The organism is Variovorax sp. OV329 (assembly GCF_900114785.1).
In the GTDB taxonomy this organism is placed as follows: domain Bacteria; phylum Pseudomonadota; class Gammaproteobacteria; order Burkholderiales; family Burkholderiaceae_C; genus Variovorax.
Genome location: NZ_FOUG01000020.1, coordinates 45,728 through 60,887, shown reverse-complemented (window position 1 = coordinate 60,887; position 15,160 = coordinate 45,728). Strand labels below are relative to the sequence as shown.

The following is a 15,160-nucleotide window of genomic DNA, read 5'->3' as shown; positions in this document are numbered from 1 at the left end:
TTCGCTCAGCGCCGCATTTGGCTTCAGGGCACCAGCCGGTAACCCACCGCCGTCTCGGTCAGCAGGTGCCGCGGCTGCGCCGGATCGGCCTCCAGCTTCTGCCGCAGGTGGCCCATGTAGATGCGCAGGTAGTGGCTCTGGCCGGAGTGCGAAGGCCCCCACACCTCGCGCAGCAGCTGGCGCTGCGTGAGCACGCGGCCGGCATTGCTCACCAGCACCGACAGCAGGCGGTATTCGGTGGGCGTGAGATGCACCTCCGCGCCGGCGCGCCGCACCAGGCGCGCGTTGCGGTCGACCTCCACCTCGCCGAAGCGGAAGGGCGCCGCAGCCTCCTCCGCGCCAGCGGCGGCGCGCGGCCGGCGCAGGTTGGCGCGCACGCGGGCCAGCAGCTCGCCGGTGCCAAAGGGCTTGGTGAGGTAGTCGTCGGCGCCGGCATCCAGCGCATCGATCTTGTCTTCCTCTTGCGCGCGCGCCGAGAGCACGATGATCGGCACCGAGGACCAGCCGCGCACGTCGCGGATCAGGTTCAGGCCGTCGCCGTCGGGCAGGCCCAGGTCCAGCACGATCAGGTCGGGCTGCCGCGTGCCGGCGGCGGCCAGGCCGTCGCGCAGGGTGGCGGCCTCGTGCACCAGCCAGCCCTCGTCCTCCAGCGCGCCACGCACGAAGCGGCGGATCTGGGGCTCGTCCTCGATGACGACGGCGGTGGCTTGGGCTTGGCTCATGGTGGCGGTTCGGAAGATTCGGCCAGCGGCGGCTCCGGCGGAGGCGGTCGGCGCGGCAGCGTGACGCTGAATTCTGCCCCGCCGCCGTCCGCGTTGGCAGCGTCGATGCTGCCGCCGTGCGCGTTCACGATCGCCTTGCAGATCGCCAGGCCAAGGCCCACGCCCGGCGTGGCCGACTCGGCCTGGCCGCGCGTGAACTTGTCGAACAGCGCCTGCTCGCGGCCCTTGAGCCGCGCCGGCAAGCCGGGCCCGTGGTCGCGCACGCGAAGCAGCAGCGTGCCCTCGGCGCCAACGGCCGACACCACGATGGGCGCCGCGCCGTACTTGGCCGCGTTCTCCAGCAGGTTGACCAGCACCCGCTCGATCAGCACCGCGTCGAATTCCACCAGCGGCAGGTCGGATGGCAGCTCGGTGCGCACCGGCACGGCGCCCAGCGCCGAGCGCGCGGCGCGGATGGCGGCGCCCACCGTCTCCTCCACGCTCTGCCAGTCGCGCCGCAAGTTCACCGCTCCGCCGGCGGCGCCGCTTTCCAGCCGCGCCATGTCCAGCAGGTTGCCCACCAGCGCATTGAGTTCGTGCGCCTGCGCCACGATGGCCCGCGCCGCCTGCGCCTGCGGGCCCTCGGGCAACTCGCGCAGCGACTCGGCCAGCGCGATCAGCGCAGTGAGCGGCGTGCGCACGTCGTGCGAGATGGCACCCAGCAGCGCGTTGCGCAGTCGCTCCGACTCGATCTCCACCACCGCGCGCTGCGCCACGTCCACGTAGTGCACTCGCTCCAGGGCGATGGCGATCTGCCGCGCCAGCGTGTCCAGCTGTTGCGACTGCTCGGGGATGAGCAGCCAGCGCGCCCGTGCCGGCTGCAGCGCCAGCACGCCACGCACCCGCATCGGCGCCTTCAGCGGCACGTAGTGCCAGCTCTGCGCCGACAGCGTGGCGGTGGCCAGGCCGGCCGGCTGGCCGTGGCGGAAGGCCCAGTCGGCCACGCCGGCATCGAAGCCGGCCGGCGCCGTGCTGGGCATCAGGAGCCGATCGTCCTCGTCCGTGGCGAGCACCAGCGCCGGGCCGCCGAAATGCCGCTGCACCGCGGTCTCGCCGATGGCCACCACCTGCTGCGACTGCAGCGCCGCAGACAGCTCCCGGCTGAGCTCGAAGAGCGACTGCGCGCGCCGCTCGCGGCTGGCCGACACGCCGGCCGCGAAGCGCAGGCCCGCGGTGAGCTGGCCGATGATCAGGCCCACGGCGCTCATCACCGCGAAGGTGAGCAGGTACTGCCAGTCGCTCACGCCGAAGGACAGTCGCGGGTCGACGAAGAAATAGTCGAAGGCCGCCACGTTGAGCAGCGCGGCGAAGGCCGCCGGCCCCCGGCCGAAGCGCAGCGCGATGCCGATCACGCCCAGCAGGAAGAGCATCACGATGTTGGCGCCCTCCAGCAGATGCACCAGCGGCATCGCCAGCAATGTGACGAAGACGCTGGTGGCGGCGGCCCAGGCATAGCCGGGCCAGCGTGCGCGCGGCGTGTCGGTGTCTTCCTCGCCGCGCGTGCCCAGCACCTGGCGCGGCAGGCGGCGCGAGCTGTCCGCCACGCCGGCGCTCACGATGTCCAGCGTGGGCGACAGCTGCGCCAGCTGACGCGCGATGCCCGGAGCCGTACGTGGCCACCAGCGCGCCCAGCCCTGCCGCTCGCGCGGGCGGCCCAGCACCACGGTGGCGCAGTTCAGGCGCTGCGCCTGCGCAGCGAGCACCGGCGCCACCGCGTCGCCGGTGAGCACCGCGGTCGACGCACCCAGCTCCTCGGCCAGCGCCAGCACCGCCAGGATGCGGTCGCGCCCGGTCGCCGCCAGCCGCTGCAGCGCGGGCGTCTCCACATAGGCCGCGTGCCAGTTCACGCTGAGCTGGCCGGCCAGGCGCGCGGCCGTGCGCACCGTCTGCGCCGCATCGGCATGCGGGCCCACGCAGGCCAGGATGGCGCCGGAGGTGTGCCAGGCCGCCATCGGCCCCGTCGCGACATGGTGGCTGGACTGCTCCACCCGCCAGCCGCGCACGTCGTCCTCCACATGCTCGGCGGTGCGTCGCAGCGCGATCTCCCGCAGCGCGATGAGGTTGCCCTTGCGGAAGAAGTTCTGCGCCGCACGCTGCGCCTGCTGCGGCAGGTAGACCTTGCCCGCCGCCAGCCGCGCCGTGAGCTCGTCCGGCGTGGCATCGACCAGCACCACCTCTTCGGCCTGGTCCAGCACCGCGTCGGGCACCGTCTCGTGCACCCGCACGCCGGTGATCGCGCCCACCGTGCCGTTGAGGCTTTCCAGGTGCTGCACGTTCAGGGCGCTCCACACCTCGATGCCGGCGGCGCGCAGCTCCTCGATGTCCTGCCAGCGCTTGGCGTGGCGCGAGCCTTCCACGTTGGAATGCGCCAGTTCGTCGACCAGGATCACGGCCGGCCTGCGCGCCAGGGCGGCGTCCAGGTCGAACTCGGGCAGCTCGCGGCCGCGGTAGGGCATGGCGCGCCGCGGCAACTGCTCCAGGCCGGCCAGCAGCGCGGCGGTGTCGGCGCGGCCATGCGTCTCGACCACGCCGATGACAACGTCGCGGCCGGCCTGCCGCTCGCGCTGCGCGGCGCTGAGCATGGCCCAGGTCTTGCCGACGCCGGCGTTGGCGCCGAAGTAGATGCGCAGCTTGCCGCGCCGTGCCTGGGCCTCCTGCGCGCGGATGTGCGCAAGCAGCTCGTCGGGGTCCGGTCGGGCGAGTTCGGGCATCAGGCTCGCGAGGTTAAGGCATGGGCGGGCCGTTCAAGGCCAGGTTGAGTTCCAGCACGTTCACCCGCGGCTCGCCGAGGAAGCCCAGCCAGGGCCAGTCGGTGTGCTGGTCGATGAGTGCTTCCAGCACCTGCGGCTGCAGGCCGCGCGCCTTCGCCACGCGCGGCAACTGATAACGCGCCGCCTCGGGCGAGATGTGCGGGTCCAGCCCGCTGCCCGAGGCCGTGACCAGGTCGATGGGGACGGGCACCTCGCGGCTGGCCGGATCGGCTTCGCGCAGCGCCGCCACGCGCTGCGCCACGGCGTCGCGCAGGGCCGGGTTCAGCGGGCCCAGGTTGGAACCGCCCGAGGCCAGGCCGTTGTAGGGCTTGTCGGCGGTGGCCGAGGGCCGGCCCCAGAAGTTCTTCGGATCGGCGAAGGCCTGGCCGATGAGCACGGAGCCCACCGCCTGGCCTTCAGTGTTGCGAAGCAGGCTGCCGTTGGCCTTTTCGGCGAAGGCGGACTGCGCCACCCCCGTGACGGCGAGCGGATAGACGATGCCGGTGATCGCGCTGAGCAGCACGAAGAGCACCAGCGCGGGACGAAGGATGTTGTTCATGAGGATGTTCCCAATCAGGCCAGGCCGGCAGCGGCCAGCAGCATGTCGATCAGCTTGATGCCCACGAATGGCACCAGCAGCCCGCCCAGGCCGTAGATGGCCAGGTTGCGGCGCAGCAGCGCGGCGGCGCCGACCGGGCGGTAGCGCACGCCCTTGAGCGCCAGCGGGATCAGCGCGACGATGATCAGCGCGTTGAAGATCACCGCCGACAGGATGGCCGACGAGGGGCTTTCCAGCCGCATCACGTTGAGCGCCGCCAGCTGCGGATAGGTCGACACGAAAATCGCCGGGATGATGGCGAAGTACTTCGCCACGTCGTTGGCAATGGAGAAGGTGGTGAGCGAGCCGCGCGTCATCAGCAGGGCCTTGCCGGTCTCCACCACCTCCAGCAGCTTGGTCGGGTTGGAGTCCAGGTCCACCATGTTGCCGGCCTCCTTGGCCGCCTGCGTGCCGCTGCCCATGGCCACCGCCACGTCGGCCTGCGCGAGAGCCGGCGCGTCGTTGGTGCCGTCGCCGGTCATGGCCACGAGGCGGCCGTCGGCCTGGTACTTGCGGATCAGCGCCAGCTTGTCCTCGGGCGTGGCCTCGGCCAGGAAGTCGTCGACGCCGGCCTCGGCCGCGATGGCCGCCGCGGTGAGCTTGTTGTCGCCGGTGATCATCACCGTGCGGATGCCCATGCGGCGCAGCTGCGCGAAGCGCTCGCCGATGCCGGCCTTGACGATGTCCTTGAGCTCGACGATGCCCAGCACGCGCGAGCCCTGCGCCACCGCCAGCGGCGTGCTGCCGCGGCGGGCGATGTCTTCGGCCGTGCGCGCGAGCTCGGGCGGCATCAGGCCGTGCTGCGCTTCCACATGCCGGCGCACAGCGTCCACCGCGCCCTTGCGCAGCGGAGTCGGGCCGGCCTCGTGCGTGTCGACACCGGCGGGCAGATCGACGCCGCTCATGCGCGTCTGCGCGGTGAAGGGCACGAAACGCGCATCCGCCACCGGCGAGGCGTCGATGCCTTCCTGGCGCGCCAGCTCCACGATGCTGCGGCCTTCCGGCGTCTCGTCGGCCAGCGAGGCCAGCAGCGCGGCGCGCGCCAGCCGGCTGCGCGACACGCCCGGCGCGGTGAACCAGGCGCTGGCCTGGCGGTTGCCGTGGGTGATGGTGCCGGTCTTGTCCAGCAGCAGCACGTCGATGTCGCCGGCCGCCTCCACCGCGCGGCCGGAGGTGGCGATGACGTTGGCCTGCATCATGCGGCTCATGCCGGCCACGCCCACGGCCGACAGCAGGCCGCCGATGGTGGTGGGGATCAGGCACACCAGCAGCGCCACCAGCGCGGTGAGCGACACCACCGTGCCCGTGCCCGCCGCCTGCACGCTGAAGATGGAGAAGGGCAGCAGCGTGACGGTGACCACCAGGAACACGATGGTCAGCGCCACCAGCAGGATGGTCAGCGCAATTTCGTTGGGCGTCTTCTGCCGCTTCGCGCTTTCCACCATGCCGATCATGCGGTCCAGGAAGGACTCGCCCGGGTTCACCGCGATGCGCACCACCAGCCAGTCGGACAGCACGCGGGTGCCGCCGGTCACGGCCGAGAAGTCGCCGCCCGATTCGCGCACCACCGGCGCCGATTCGCCGGTGATGGCGCTCTCGTCCACCGAGGCCACGCCTTCGATGACCTCGCCGTCCAGCGGGATGAAGTCTCCGGCTTCGACCAGGACGACGTCGCCCCGGCGAAGCTCGAGGGCCCGGGCAGGCGAGAACGCAGCGCCATGCCTCGGCTCGGCCAGCTTCTTGGCCCAGGTGTCCTTGCGCATGCCGCGCAGCGACGCGGCCTGCGCCTTGCTGCGCCCTTCCGCCAGGGCCTCGGCGAAGTTGGCGAAGAGCACCGTGAACCACAGCCACAGCGCCACCGCGCCGACGAAGGACGAGGGCATGGCGCTGTCGCCGGGAAAGCGCAGCGAGTGCCCCCACAGCACCGTGGTCATGATCGAGCCGATGTAGACCACGAACATCACCGGGTTGCGCCACTGCACCCGGGGGCTCAGCTTGGCGAAGGAAGCGCGCAGGGCCGGCAGCACCAGGGCCGGGTCCAGCAGCGAAAGGGTCTTGTCGTTGGCAATCGAAGTCATGGCTCAGTTCTTCCAGAGCATCAGGTGTTCGACGACGGGGCCCAGGGCCAGCGCCGGAACGTAGTTGAGCAGGCCCACCAGCAGCACCGTGCCAATGAGCAGGACGACGAACAGCGGCCCGTGCGTGGGCAGGGTGCCGGCGCTCTCGGGCAGCCGCTTCTTCGCGGCCACCGCACCGGCCACGGCCAGCACCGGCAGGATCACGCCGAAGCGGCCCAGCCACATGACCAGCGCCAGCAGCGCGTTGTAGAAGGGCGTGTTGGCCGACAGGCCGGCGAAGGCGCTGCCGTTGTTGTTGCCGGCCGAACTCAGCGCATAGAGGATCTCGGAGAAGCCGTGCGCGCCCGGGTTGGCGATGCCGGCCTTGCCCGGCTCGGCGATCACCGCCACCGCCGTGCCCAGCAGCACCAGCAGCGGCGTGACTAGGATCGCGATGGACATGAGCTTCATCTCCTGCACCTCGATCTTCTTGCCCAGGTATTCGGGCGTGCGGCCGATCATCAGGCCGGCGATGAACACCGCCAGGATGGCGAAGATCAGCATGCCGTACAGCCCGGCGCCCACGCCGCCGAACACCACCTCGCCCAGTTGCATCAGCACCAGCGGCACCATGCCGCCCAGCGGCGTGAAGGAGTCGTGCATGCCGTTGACCGCGCCGCAGGAAGCGGCCGTGGTCACGGCGGCGAAGAGGGCCGAGGCATCGATGCCAAAGCGCACTTCCTTGCCTTCCATGTTGGCCGCGCCGGGCGCCACGCCCAGCTGCGCCAGCGCCGGGTTGCCCGCATGCTCGGCCGGGATCAGCGCGACCACCGCCAGCACGAACATCACCGTCATCGCGGCCAGGATCGCCCAGCCCTGGCGGCGGTCACCCACCACGCGGCCGAAGGCGAAGCACAGCGCAGCCGGAATCAGGAAGATCGCCAGCATCTGCACCAGGTTGGCCAGCGCCGTCGGGTTCTCGAAGGGATGGGCCGAGTTGGCGTTGAAGAAGCCGCCGCCGTTGGTGCCCAGCATCTTGATGGCTTCCTGCGAGGCCACCGGGCCCATGGCGATGGACTGGCGTGCGCCCTCCACCGTGCCCAGGTCCAGGTTGGGCGAGAAGTTCTGGATCACGCCCTGGCTCACGAAGAAGAGCGCCAGCACGAAGGAAAGCGGCAGCAGCAGCCACAGCGTGATGCGCGTGACGTCCATCCAGAAGTTGCCGATGTGGCCGCGCGCCGGCCCCTCGGCGCCGCGCGCTGCGAAGCCGCGCGCCAGCGCGAAGGCCACCGCGATGCCGGTGGCGGCCGAGAGGAAGTTCTGGCCCGCCAGCCCGAGCATCTGCGTGAGGTGGCTCATGGTGGCCTCGCCCACGTAGCCCTGCCAGTTGGTGTTGGTGACGAAGCTCACGGCGGTGTTGAAGGCCGAGTCGGGCGAGACCGCGCCCAGGCCCGCCGCGTTGAAGGGCAGCAAGCCTTGCAGCCGCTGCAGGCCGTAGACGAAGAAGGCGCCCAGCGCATTGAAGGCCACCAGCGCCAGCGCGTAGCCGCGCCAGTGCATGGTGTCGTCGGCGCGCACGCCGGCCAGGCGGAAGAGGGGCGCCTCGACGAGCCGCATCCAGCCCGCCACGCGGCCTTCGCACAGCGCGGCCAGCGCACGGCCCAGCGGCCAGGCCAGGAGGCCCAACAGCGCGAGAAAGACCAGCAGAAGGGTCCAGGCAGAGGAAGTCATTTTCAGAACTCCTCGGCGCAGATCAGCGCGAACACCAGGTAGGCCAGCAGCAGCACGGCGATCAGCCCGCCCAGCCCGTACAGGACTTCCATGCCGATCATGGCCGGCCCTCCTTCTTGGCGCGCACCAGCCGCAGCAGGCCGTCCACGCCCACGATCAACGCCACCCAGAACAGGGCCAGGGCGGCGATCCAAACGATGTCCATATCAAGAGCTCCTCGATTCAAGCGAATGCATGGAGAGGGAGTCTTCGCCTTCGTGCGTAAAAACAGGGCAGATACCCAGCGCAGGCGCATAAAGAAAGCGTAAAAATCCAGGCTCCCGAGAGGAGCCCCCATGAGAAGAAGATGGCTGCGCGCCCTGCTGGCGGCCGTGGCACTGCTGGTTCTGTTGCTCGCCGGCGGCACGTGGCTGCTGGTGCAGGCCGTCGACCGCGGCGCGGTGATGGCGCGCGCCGTGGCGGAGGTGAAGGCCGCCACCGGGCGCGACTTCGCCATCGAGGGACCGGTGCACCTGTCGCTTTACCCGCGCCTGGCCCTGGTCGCCGAGGACGTGCGCCTGGGCAACGCCCCCTGGGGTTCGCAGCCGGACATGGCGCGCATCCACGAGCTGCGCTTCGACCTGGCGCTGGAGCCGCTGCTGGAGCGGCGGGTGGAGATCGGCCGCATCGAGATCGCCGGCGCCGACCTGCTGCTGGAGACCAACGCCGACGGCCAGGGCAACTGGAGCTTCCAGCGCGCGGGCACCGCCGAGGCGCCGCCCACCGCCGTCCACACCACCAGCCCGATCCGCGTGACCCTGGCCCGGCTGACCGCCAGGGACACCAAGCTCCGCTGGCGCAGCGGCCGCAGCGGCAACACCGAGGCGCTGGACATCGAGTCCCTGGCGCTGGAGCGCCACCCCGACCCGGCCCGCGGGCCCGACGCCTGGCAGATTGCCATCGACACCCTCTGGCGCGCGCAGAAGATCCATGCCGAGGGCGGCGTGGGCGTGCAGCGCGACGAAACCTCCGGCGCCCGCGCCATTCCGCTGGACCTGGACCTGCGCATGGAAGGCGCCACCGCCAGCGTCGACGGCCAGGTGGGTCTGGGCGAGGCGGCGGGCCAGGCACAGCTGAAAGTGCAGGCCGACATCCAGGCCACCCAGGCGCTGGGCCAGTTGCTGCGCGTGGCGCTGCCGCTGCCCGTGCCCGCGAAGCTGAATGGCGAGCTGAACTGGCGCCCGCGCATGCTGCAGGTGGACAACTTCGAGCTGGAGAGCCAGGGTCAGACGGTGGCCGGCGGCATCGTCTGGGACCGCACCGCCACGCCGCCTGCCATCCAGCTGGCCCTGCATTCGGACGGGCTGGACTTGGCCCGGCTGTACCCGGCCCAGCGCGCCGGACCGTCTGCGCCGGACACCAAGGGCGATGCGCGCGTGTTTTCCGACACGCCCTTTCCTGCGCTGAAGCTGCCGCACCTGTCGATCCAGGCCGACCTGCGCACCGAAAGATTGGTGCTGCCCAATGGCCTGGAGCTGATCGCGGTGAAGGCGCGCGGTAGCAGCCGGGCGGACCACCTGGAGATCGGCCAGCTGGACTTCGGCCTGGCGCGCGGCAGCTTCAACCTCTCGGGCCAATGGGCGCAGCCCGAAGGCGAGACGGCGCCGCGCATCGGCCTGCAGATGAAGGCGCGCGGCGTGGCCATGGACGCGCTGCTGGCGCTGATGCGGCGCGAGGCGGTGATCTCCGGCGGCCGCACCGAGTTCGACGCGAAGCTGTCCGCCAGCGGCAACTCGCCGCACCGCCTGGCCGCCTCGCTCAACGGCGAGCTTCGCATGCGCATGGGCGAGGCCTCCTCGGCCATCCGGCGCAGCAACAGCGTGCCGGGCGAACTCGTGACGGCGCTGCTGCATGCGCTCACGCCGCTGCGCGGCGAGGTCGACAGCTTCAAGGTGCTGTGCGCCGCGGCGCGCCTGCCGGTGAAGGCGGGCCGCATCGACATCGACCGCTCGATCGCGGTGGACGGCGAGCGGGTCAGCGTGGTGATGTCCGGCCTGATCGACCTGGCCAGCGAGCAGGTGGACCTGGGCATGCGGCCCACGGTGAAGAAGGGCACCGGCCTGGACCCGACCGCCTTCGCCGGCATCGTGAAGATCGCCGGGCCGCTGGCGGCCCCGCAGGTGCAGGTGAACCTGGCCGGCACGGCGCGCGAGGCGGTCAACATCGGCGCCGCGGTGGCCACTGGCGGCATCACCCTGCTGGGCGAGCGCCTGCTGGGCAAGGTGACCGACACCCGGCCCTGCGATTCGGCCTACAGCGGCAGCGCGAAGACCTCCACGGGCGCCAGCGCCGCGGCGCCCGACGCCTCGTCGAAGAAGGGCGGCTTTCCCCGGCCCTTGCGGAATCTCCTGGAACGCTGAAACACACCTCCTCGATCCTGCCCCGGCCCGGCCGTGAGCTGCAGCTGAGCTCACGCGCCAAGTTCTGACAGGACGACGGGTGGTCGCGCGCTATCCTGCGGGGTTACGTACCCCTCCCACAGAGTTAGCAGGCGCTTTCCACCCATGCCAGACACATCGACTGCCTCCGCCATTCCCGAAGTCCCGACCATCGAAGGCTGCGACGTCTTCGTCATCGGCGGCGGCCCGGCCGGCTCCACCATCGCGGCCCTCCTGGCGCAGCAGGGCCGCGACGTGGTGCTGGTCGAGAAGGAGCACCACCCTCGCTTCCACATCGGCGAATCGCTGCTCCCGGCCAACGTCGACCTGTTCCGCCGCCTGGGCGTGCACGACCAGGTCGATGCCATCGGCATGAAGAAGTGGGGCATCGAGTTCGTCTCCATCGAGCACGCGCACCGCAGCTATGTCGAGTTCGCCGACGCCTGGGACAAGACCATGCCCTCGGCCTGGCAGGTGCGCCGCTCCGAGCTCGACGAGCTGCTGTTCCGCAACGCCGCCACCCGTGGCGCACGCACGCTGGAAGGCTGCAAGGTGCGCGACGTGCAGTTCGACGACAGCGGCGCCATTGTGCAGGCGCAGCTGGAAGACGGCAGCCGCCGCACCTGGCATGCCCGCTTCGTGGTCGACGCCAGCGGCCGCGACACCTTCCTGGGCAACAAGCTCAAGAGCAAGGAAAAGAACCCCGAGCACAACAGCACCGCCCTCTTCGGCCACTTCCGCAAGGTGCGCCGGCTCGAAGGCAAGCGCGAGGGCAACATCAGCATCTGCTGGTTCCCACACGGCTGGTTCTGGTTCATCCCCTTGGCCGACGGCACCACCAGCGTGGGCGCGGTGTGCTGGCCCTACTACCTGAAGCAGCGCGAGAAGCCGCTGAAGGACTTCTTCTTCGACACCATCGCCATGTGCCCCGAGCTGGCCGACCGGCTGAAGGCGGCCGAGTTGGTCGACGACGCGGTGCATGCCACGGGCAATTTCTCCTACAACGGCACGCACTGCACGGGCGACCGCTACCTGATGCTGGGCGATGCCTTCGCCTTCATCGACCCGATGTTCTCCTCGGGCGTGTACCTGGCCATGCACAGCGCCTTCGACGGCGCCGATCTGGTCGCCACGGCGCTGGACCGGCCGGCCGAGCATGCGAAGGCCAGGCGCGAGTTCGAGCAGATGATGCGCAAGGGCCCGCGCGAGTACTCGTGGTTCATCTACCGCGCCACCAACCCGACCATCCGCGACATGTTCATGCACCCGAACAACTTCATGCGGGTGAAGGAGGCGCTGATGTCGCTGCTGGCCGGCGACATCTACGGCAGCACGCCCATGTGGGGCGGGCTGCGCCGCTTCAAGATGCTGTACTACGCCATCTCCTGGGCCAACGCGAAGCGCACCTGGCGCGGCTGGCGCCGGCACAAGGAAAACATCCGCGACATGGGCAAGCTGCAGGGCGAGACCATCCAGAACGAGGGCTGAGCGCCCCGGTTGCCACCAGTAGCGCCCAAGGCCGAACTGGCGCAGGATGGCAGCCGACCATGTCGGCCCTCCTGCCCGCGTCCTGCTCCGGCTGCGGCGGCGTCCTGCTGCCGGGGGCCGCCTTTTGCCAGCGCTGCGGCCACAAGGTGGGCCCCAGCTGCCACGGTTGCGGCCATGCGCTGGAGGTCGGCTTCGCCTTCTGCCCCCGCTGCGGCCTCGCGCAGGCCCCCGCGCCGCCCCCGCCGGCCGCCAACGACAACGACGCGCAGGCCGCCGACCGCCGCCTGGTCACGGTGCTCTTCGCCGACCTGACCGGCTTCACCTCGCTGGCCGAGGGCCTGGACCCCGAGACCCTGCGCGCCTTCCAGAACGCCCTGTTCGAGGTGATGGCCGCCAGCGTGGCCCGTTACGACGGCTTCGTCGAGAAGTTCGTGGGCGACGCGGTGATGGCGGTGTTCGGCGCGCCGCGGGCGCACGAGGACGACCCGGTGCGCGCCGTCGACGCCGCGCTGGACATGCTGGCAGGCATCGGCGAGCTGAGCCACCGCTGGGCGCCCCGGCTGGCGCGGGCGGTGACGCTGCACATCGGCGTGCACACCGGCGCCGTGGTGGCGGGCAGCCTGGGCAGCGGCGCGGGCGGCACCTATGCGGTGACGGGCGACACGGTCAACACCGCCGCGCGCCTGCTCAACGCGGCCGAGCCGGGCAGCGTGCTGGTATCGGCCGCCACGCAGGCGCTGACGCAGCACCGCTTCGACTTCGCGCCGCCGGCCGAGCTGGCACTGCGCGGCAAGGCGCAGCCGATGCGCGTGTTCCAGGTACTGGGGCTGCGCAGTGCAGCGGCGCAGGCCTCGCCGCGCGGCCTGGCCGACCTGGGCCTGGCGGCGCCGCTGGTGGGCCGCGACATGCAGCTGGCGCAGCTCATGGCCGCCTTCGACGCCGCGCAGGCCGGCCGGGGCCAGCTGGTGTGCGTGACGGGCGAAGCCGGCGCCGGCAAGTCGCGGCTGCTGGCCGAATTCTTCGCGCGCCTGCAGTCCCAGCGCGCCGATGAACTGGCGGCCACCAGCGTGCGGCGGGCCAGCTGTTCGTCCCTCGGCGAGCCCACCTACGGCGCCTTCGGCGCGTTGTTCCGCGACGCCTACCGGGTCGAGCAAAGCGATTCGCTGGCGGTGGCGCAGCACAAGCTGCAGGAGGGCCTGCGTGCCCTGGGCGCGGACGCCAGCGAGGCCGACGCCGTCTCGCGGGTGCTCAACTACCTGCTGGGCATGCAGGAGGATGCGGCCCCGCGGCCCGGCGACATCGAGCCCGAGCAGCTGCAGCGCCAGATCGTGCTGGCCGCACGCGCCCTGCTGGAGCGGCGCCTGGCGACGCAGCCGTTGATGATCGTGCTCGACGACGTGCACTGGGCCGACACCGCCTCCATCGACCTGCTGGTCGAGGTGCTGGACCAGCTGGCCGACCGTCCCCTGATGCTGATGCTGTGCCAGCGCCCCGACGCCCGCGCGCTGCACGCGGCGCAGGCCGGGCAGTTCCTGGTCGCGCTGGAGCCGCTGGGCGCCGCGGACACGCAGGCGCTGGTGGACCAGCTGCTGGGCGCCACCGGCGATGCCGGCCTGGCGCCGGTGCGCCAACTGGTGACGGCGCGCGCGGGCGGCAACCCGCTGTTCGTCGAGGAGATCGTGCGCAGCCTGGCGGGCGCCGGCCAGCTTCTGCAGCAGGGTGGCCAGTGGCGCTTTACGGCTGCCGACGACGGCACACCCGACGTGCCGCCCACGCTGTATGGCTTGCTTCTCTCGCGCATCGACCGCCTGGGCGCGGACGAGCGCCGCACCCTGCAGGAAGCCGCGGTGCTGGGCGCCGACTTCGATGCCGGGTTGCTGCGCAGCATTGCCGGCGCCCCGGCGGCGGCCACCGACGCAGCGCTCCAGCGCCTGGCCGCCGCCGAGCTGCTGCGTCCCCATGGCGAGGCGCGCTGGCGCTTCACCCACGCGCTGCTGCACGAGGTGGCCTACCAGAACCTGCTGCTCGCGCGGCGCAGCGAACTGCATGCGCGCGTCGGCCGTGCGCTGGAAGTCCGCGAGGCACAGGGCGGCCCCGATCGCGACGGCCTGGCCCCGCGCCGCCTGGTCGAGCTGGAAGCGCTGGGGCACCACTGGAGCCTGTCGCCCGACAAGCTGCGCGGCGCGCGCTACCTGCTTGCCGCCGGCGACTGGGCGCGCGGCGTGTATGCCAACGAGGACGCCATGCGCCACTACAGCCGCGCGATGCGCACGCTGGACGAGGCGGACAGCACGGCCGATGAAGCCGCAGCGCACCTGCAACTCGATGCGCACGAGCGCCTGGCCGACATGCAGGCCCTGGCCGGCCAGCGCGAGGAGGCCCTGAAGCATTACGAGACCATCCGTGAGTCGCTGTCGCGGCAAGGCGCGGAGCCGGTGCGCGCGGCCCGCGTGCTGCGCAAGATCGGCGGCCTGCACTGGGAAGCCGGCGACCGCGAGCGTGCCGCCACTTGCTTCAACGAAGGCCTGGCGCAGCTGGGCGAGCAGGGCGACGCCATCGAGCGCGCCCACCTGTTCCAGGAGCTGGGCCGCCTGGCCTTCCGCGCCGGCGACAGCGCGGGCGCGCTGGCCTGGGCGCGGCGTGCGCTGGACGAAGTGCCCATGGCGCCGGCCGATGGCGAGCACGATGCCGAGCGCGCCCGCGCCGCCACCATCGTGCGCGCCGAGGCCAGCAACACGCTGGGCGTCGCGCTGGCCCGCCTGGGCCGGCCCGAGGAGGCGGTGAAGGAGATCGAGCACAGCGTCGCCCAGGCCGAGGCGCTGGACCTGCTGCAGGCCGCCTGCCGCGGCTATACCAACCTGGGGGTGCTCTACGCCACCCTGGATCCGCAGCGCAGCATCGAGACCTGCCTGCGCGGGCTGGAGACGGCGCGCAAGGTTGGCGACCTGGCCTTCCAATCGCGCCTGTATGCCAACCTCGCGGTGGCCTACTGCGCGCTCACCAACCGCTGCGAGGCCGAGGGCATCGCGGCGGCGCAGACCGCCGTGCAACTGGATCGGCGGCTCGGCCTGGTCGACCACCTGGCGGTGCCGCTGATCGTCCTGGGCCAGATCCACCAGTGCCACGGCGACCATCCCCGTGCCCTGGCCGCCTACCAGGAGGCGCTGCAACTGGCCGAGCAGGTGGCCGAGCCGCAGTTGCTCTTCCCTTGCTACGACGGTTTGGCTACGCTCTACCTGGACGCCGGGCGACCTGGAGAGGCCGAGGTCTGGCTGGCCAAGGCCCAGGCGCTGTGCGAAGGCGCCGGCCTCGAGCCCGACGCCCTGATGGTGCTTCCCTTCCTTTGCTGACAAAAGCG

General features: G+C 71.6%; 9 protein-coding genes. 3 read left to right on the top strand and 6 right to left on the bottom strand.

Features of this window, described 5'->3' with window-relative positions; all coding sequences use genetic code 11:
- Positions 1 to 23 precede the first annotated feature (23 nt).
- Genes kdpE through kdpF form a run of 6 tightly spaced genes read right to left on the bottom strand, consistent with a single transcriptional unit; the run spans position 24 to position 7,998 of the window.
- On the bottom strand, positions 24 to 722 hold the full coding sequence (gene kdpE / locus BM345_RS25135) for a two-component system response regulator KdpE (RefSeq protein WP_093385248.1): 699 nt from the start codon (positions 720 to 722) through the stop codon (positions 24 to 26).
- Complete coding sequence (locus BM345_RS25130) at positions 719 to 3,472, bottom strand: DUF4118 domain-containing protein (RefSeq protein WP_093385246.1); 2,754 nt, start codon at positions 3,470 to 3,472, stop codon at positions 719 to 721. The genes kdpE and BM345_RS25130 overlap by 4 nt, the downstream gene beginning before the upstream one ends.
- A 13-nt stretch (positions 3,473 to 3,485) precedes the next feature.
- Positions 3,486 to 4,070 (bottom strand): potassium-transporting ATPase subunit KdpC, encoded by a 585-nt coding sequence (gene kdpC / locus BM345_RS25125; protein ID WP_093385244.1) that lies wholly within the window; start codon positions 4,068 to 4,070, stop codon positions 3,486 to 3,488.
- Between the two features lie 14 nt (positions 4,071 to 4,084).
- The gene (kdpB, locus tag BM345_RS25120) at positions 4,085 to 6,187 is read right to left on the bottom strand and encodes a potassium-transporting ATPase subunit KdpB (protein WP_093385242.1); all 2,103 of its coding nucleotides are present in this window, start codon (positions 6,185 to 6,187) and stop codon (positions 4,085 to 4,087) included.
- A gap of 3 nt (positions 6,188 to 6,190) precedes the next feature.
- A complete protein-coding gene (gene kdpA / locus BM345_RS25115; protein WP_093385239.1) occupies positions 6,191 to 7,897 on the bottom strand; it encodes a potassium-transporting ATPase subunit KdpA in 1,707 nt (568 codons plus the stop codon).
- A gap of 2 nt (positions 7,898 to 7,899) precedes the next feature.
- Complete coding sequence (gene kdpF, locus BM345_RS25110) at positions 7,900 to 7,998, bottom strand: K(+)-transporting ATPase subunit F (protein WP_068642048.1); 99 nt, start codon at positions 7,996 to 7,998, stop codon at positions 7,900 to 7,902.
- A 234-nt stretch (positions 7,999 to 8,232) separates the two neighbouring features.
- On the opposite strand from kdpF, the gene BM345_RS25105 reads away from it, so the two are divergent.
- The 3 genes from BM345_RS25105 to BM345_RS25095 all read left to right on the top strand — a co-directional run bounded on the left by BM345_RS25105 (position 8,233) and on the right by BM345_RS25095 (position 15,152).
- On the top strand, positions 8,233 to 10,296 hold the full coding sequence (locus BM345_RS25105; RefSeq protein ID WP_093385237.1) for an AsmA family protein: 2,064 nt from the start codon (positions 8,233 to 8,235) through the stop codon (positions 10,294 to 10,296).
- 144 nt (positions 10,297 to 10,440) lie between these two features.
- A complete protein-coding gene (locus BM345_RS25100; RefSeq protein WP_093385234.1) occupies positions 10,441 to 11,802 on the top strand; it encodes an NAD(P)/FAD-dependent oxidoreductase in 1,362 nt (453 codons plus the stop codon).
- 59 nt (positions 11,803 to 11,861) lie between these two features.
- Positions 11,862 to 15,152 (top strand): adenylate/guanylate cyclase domain-containing protein, encoded by a 3,291-nt coding sequence (locus tag BM345_RS25095; RefSeq protein ID WP_093385232.1) that lies wholly within the window; start codon positions 11,862 to 11,864, stop codon positions 15,150 to 15,152.
- The last annotated feature ends 8 nt before the right edge of the window (positions 15,153 to 15,160 follow it).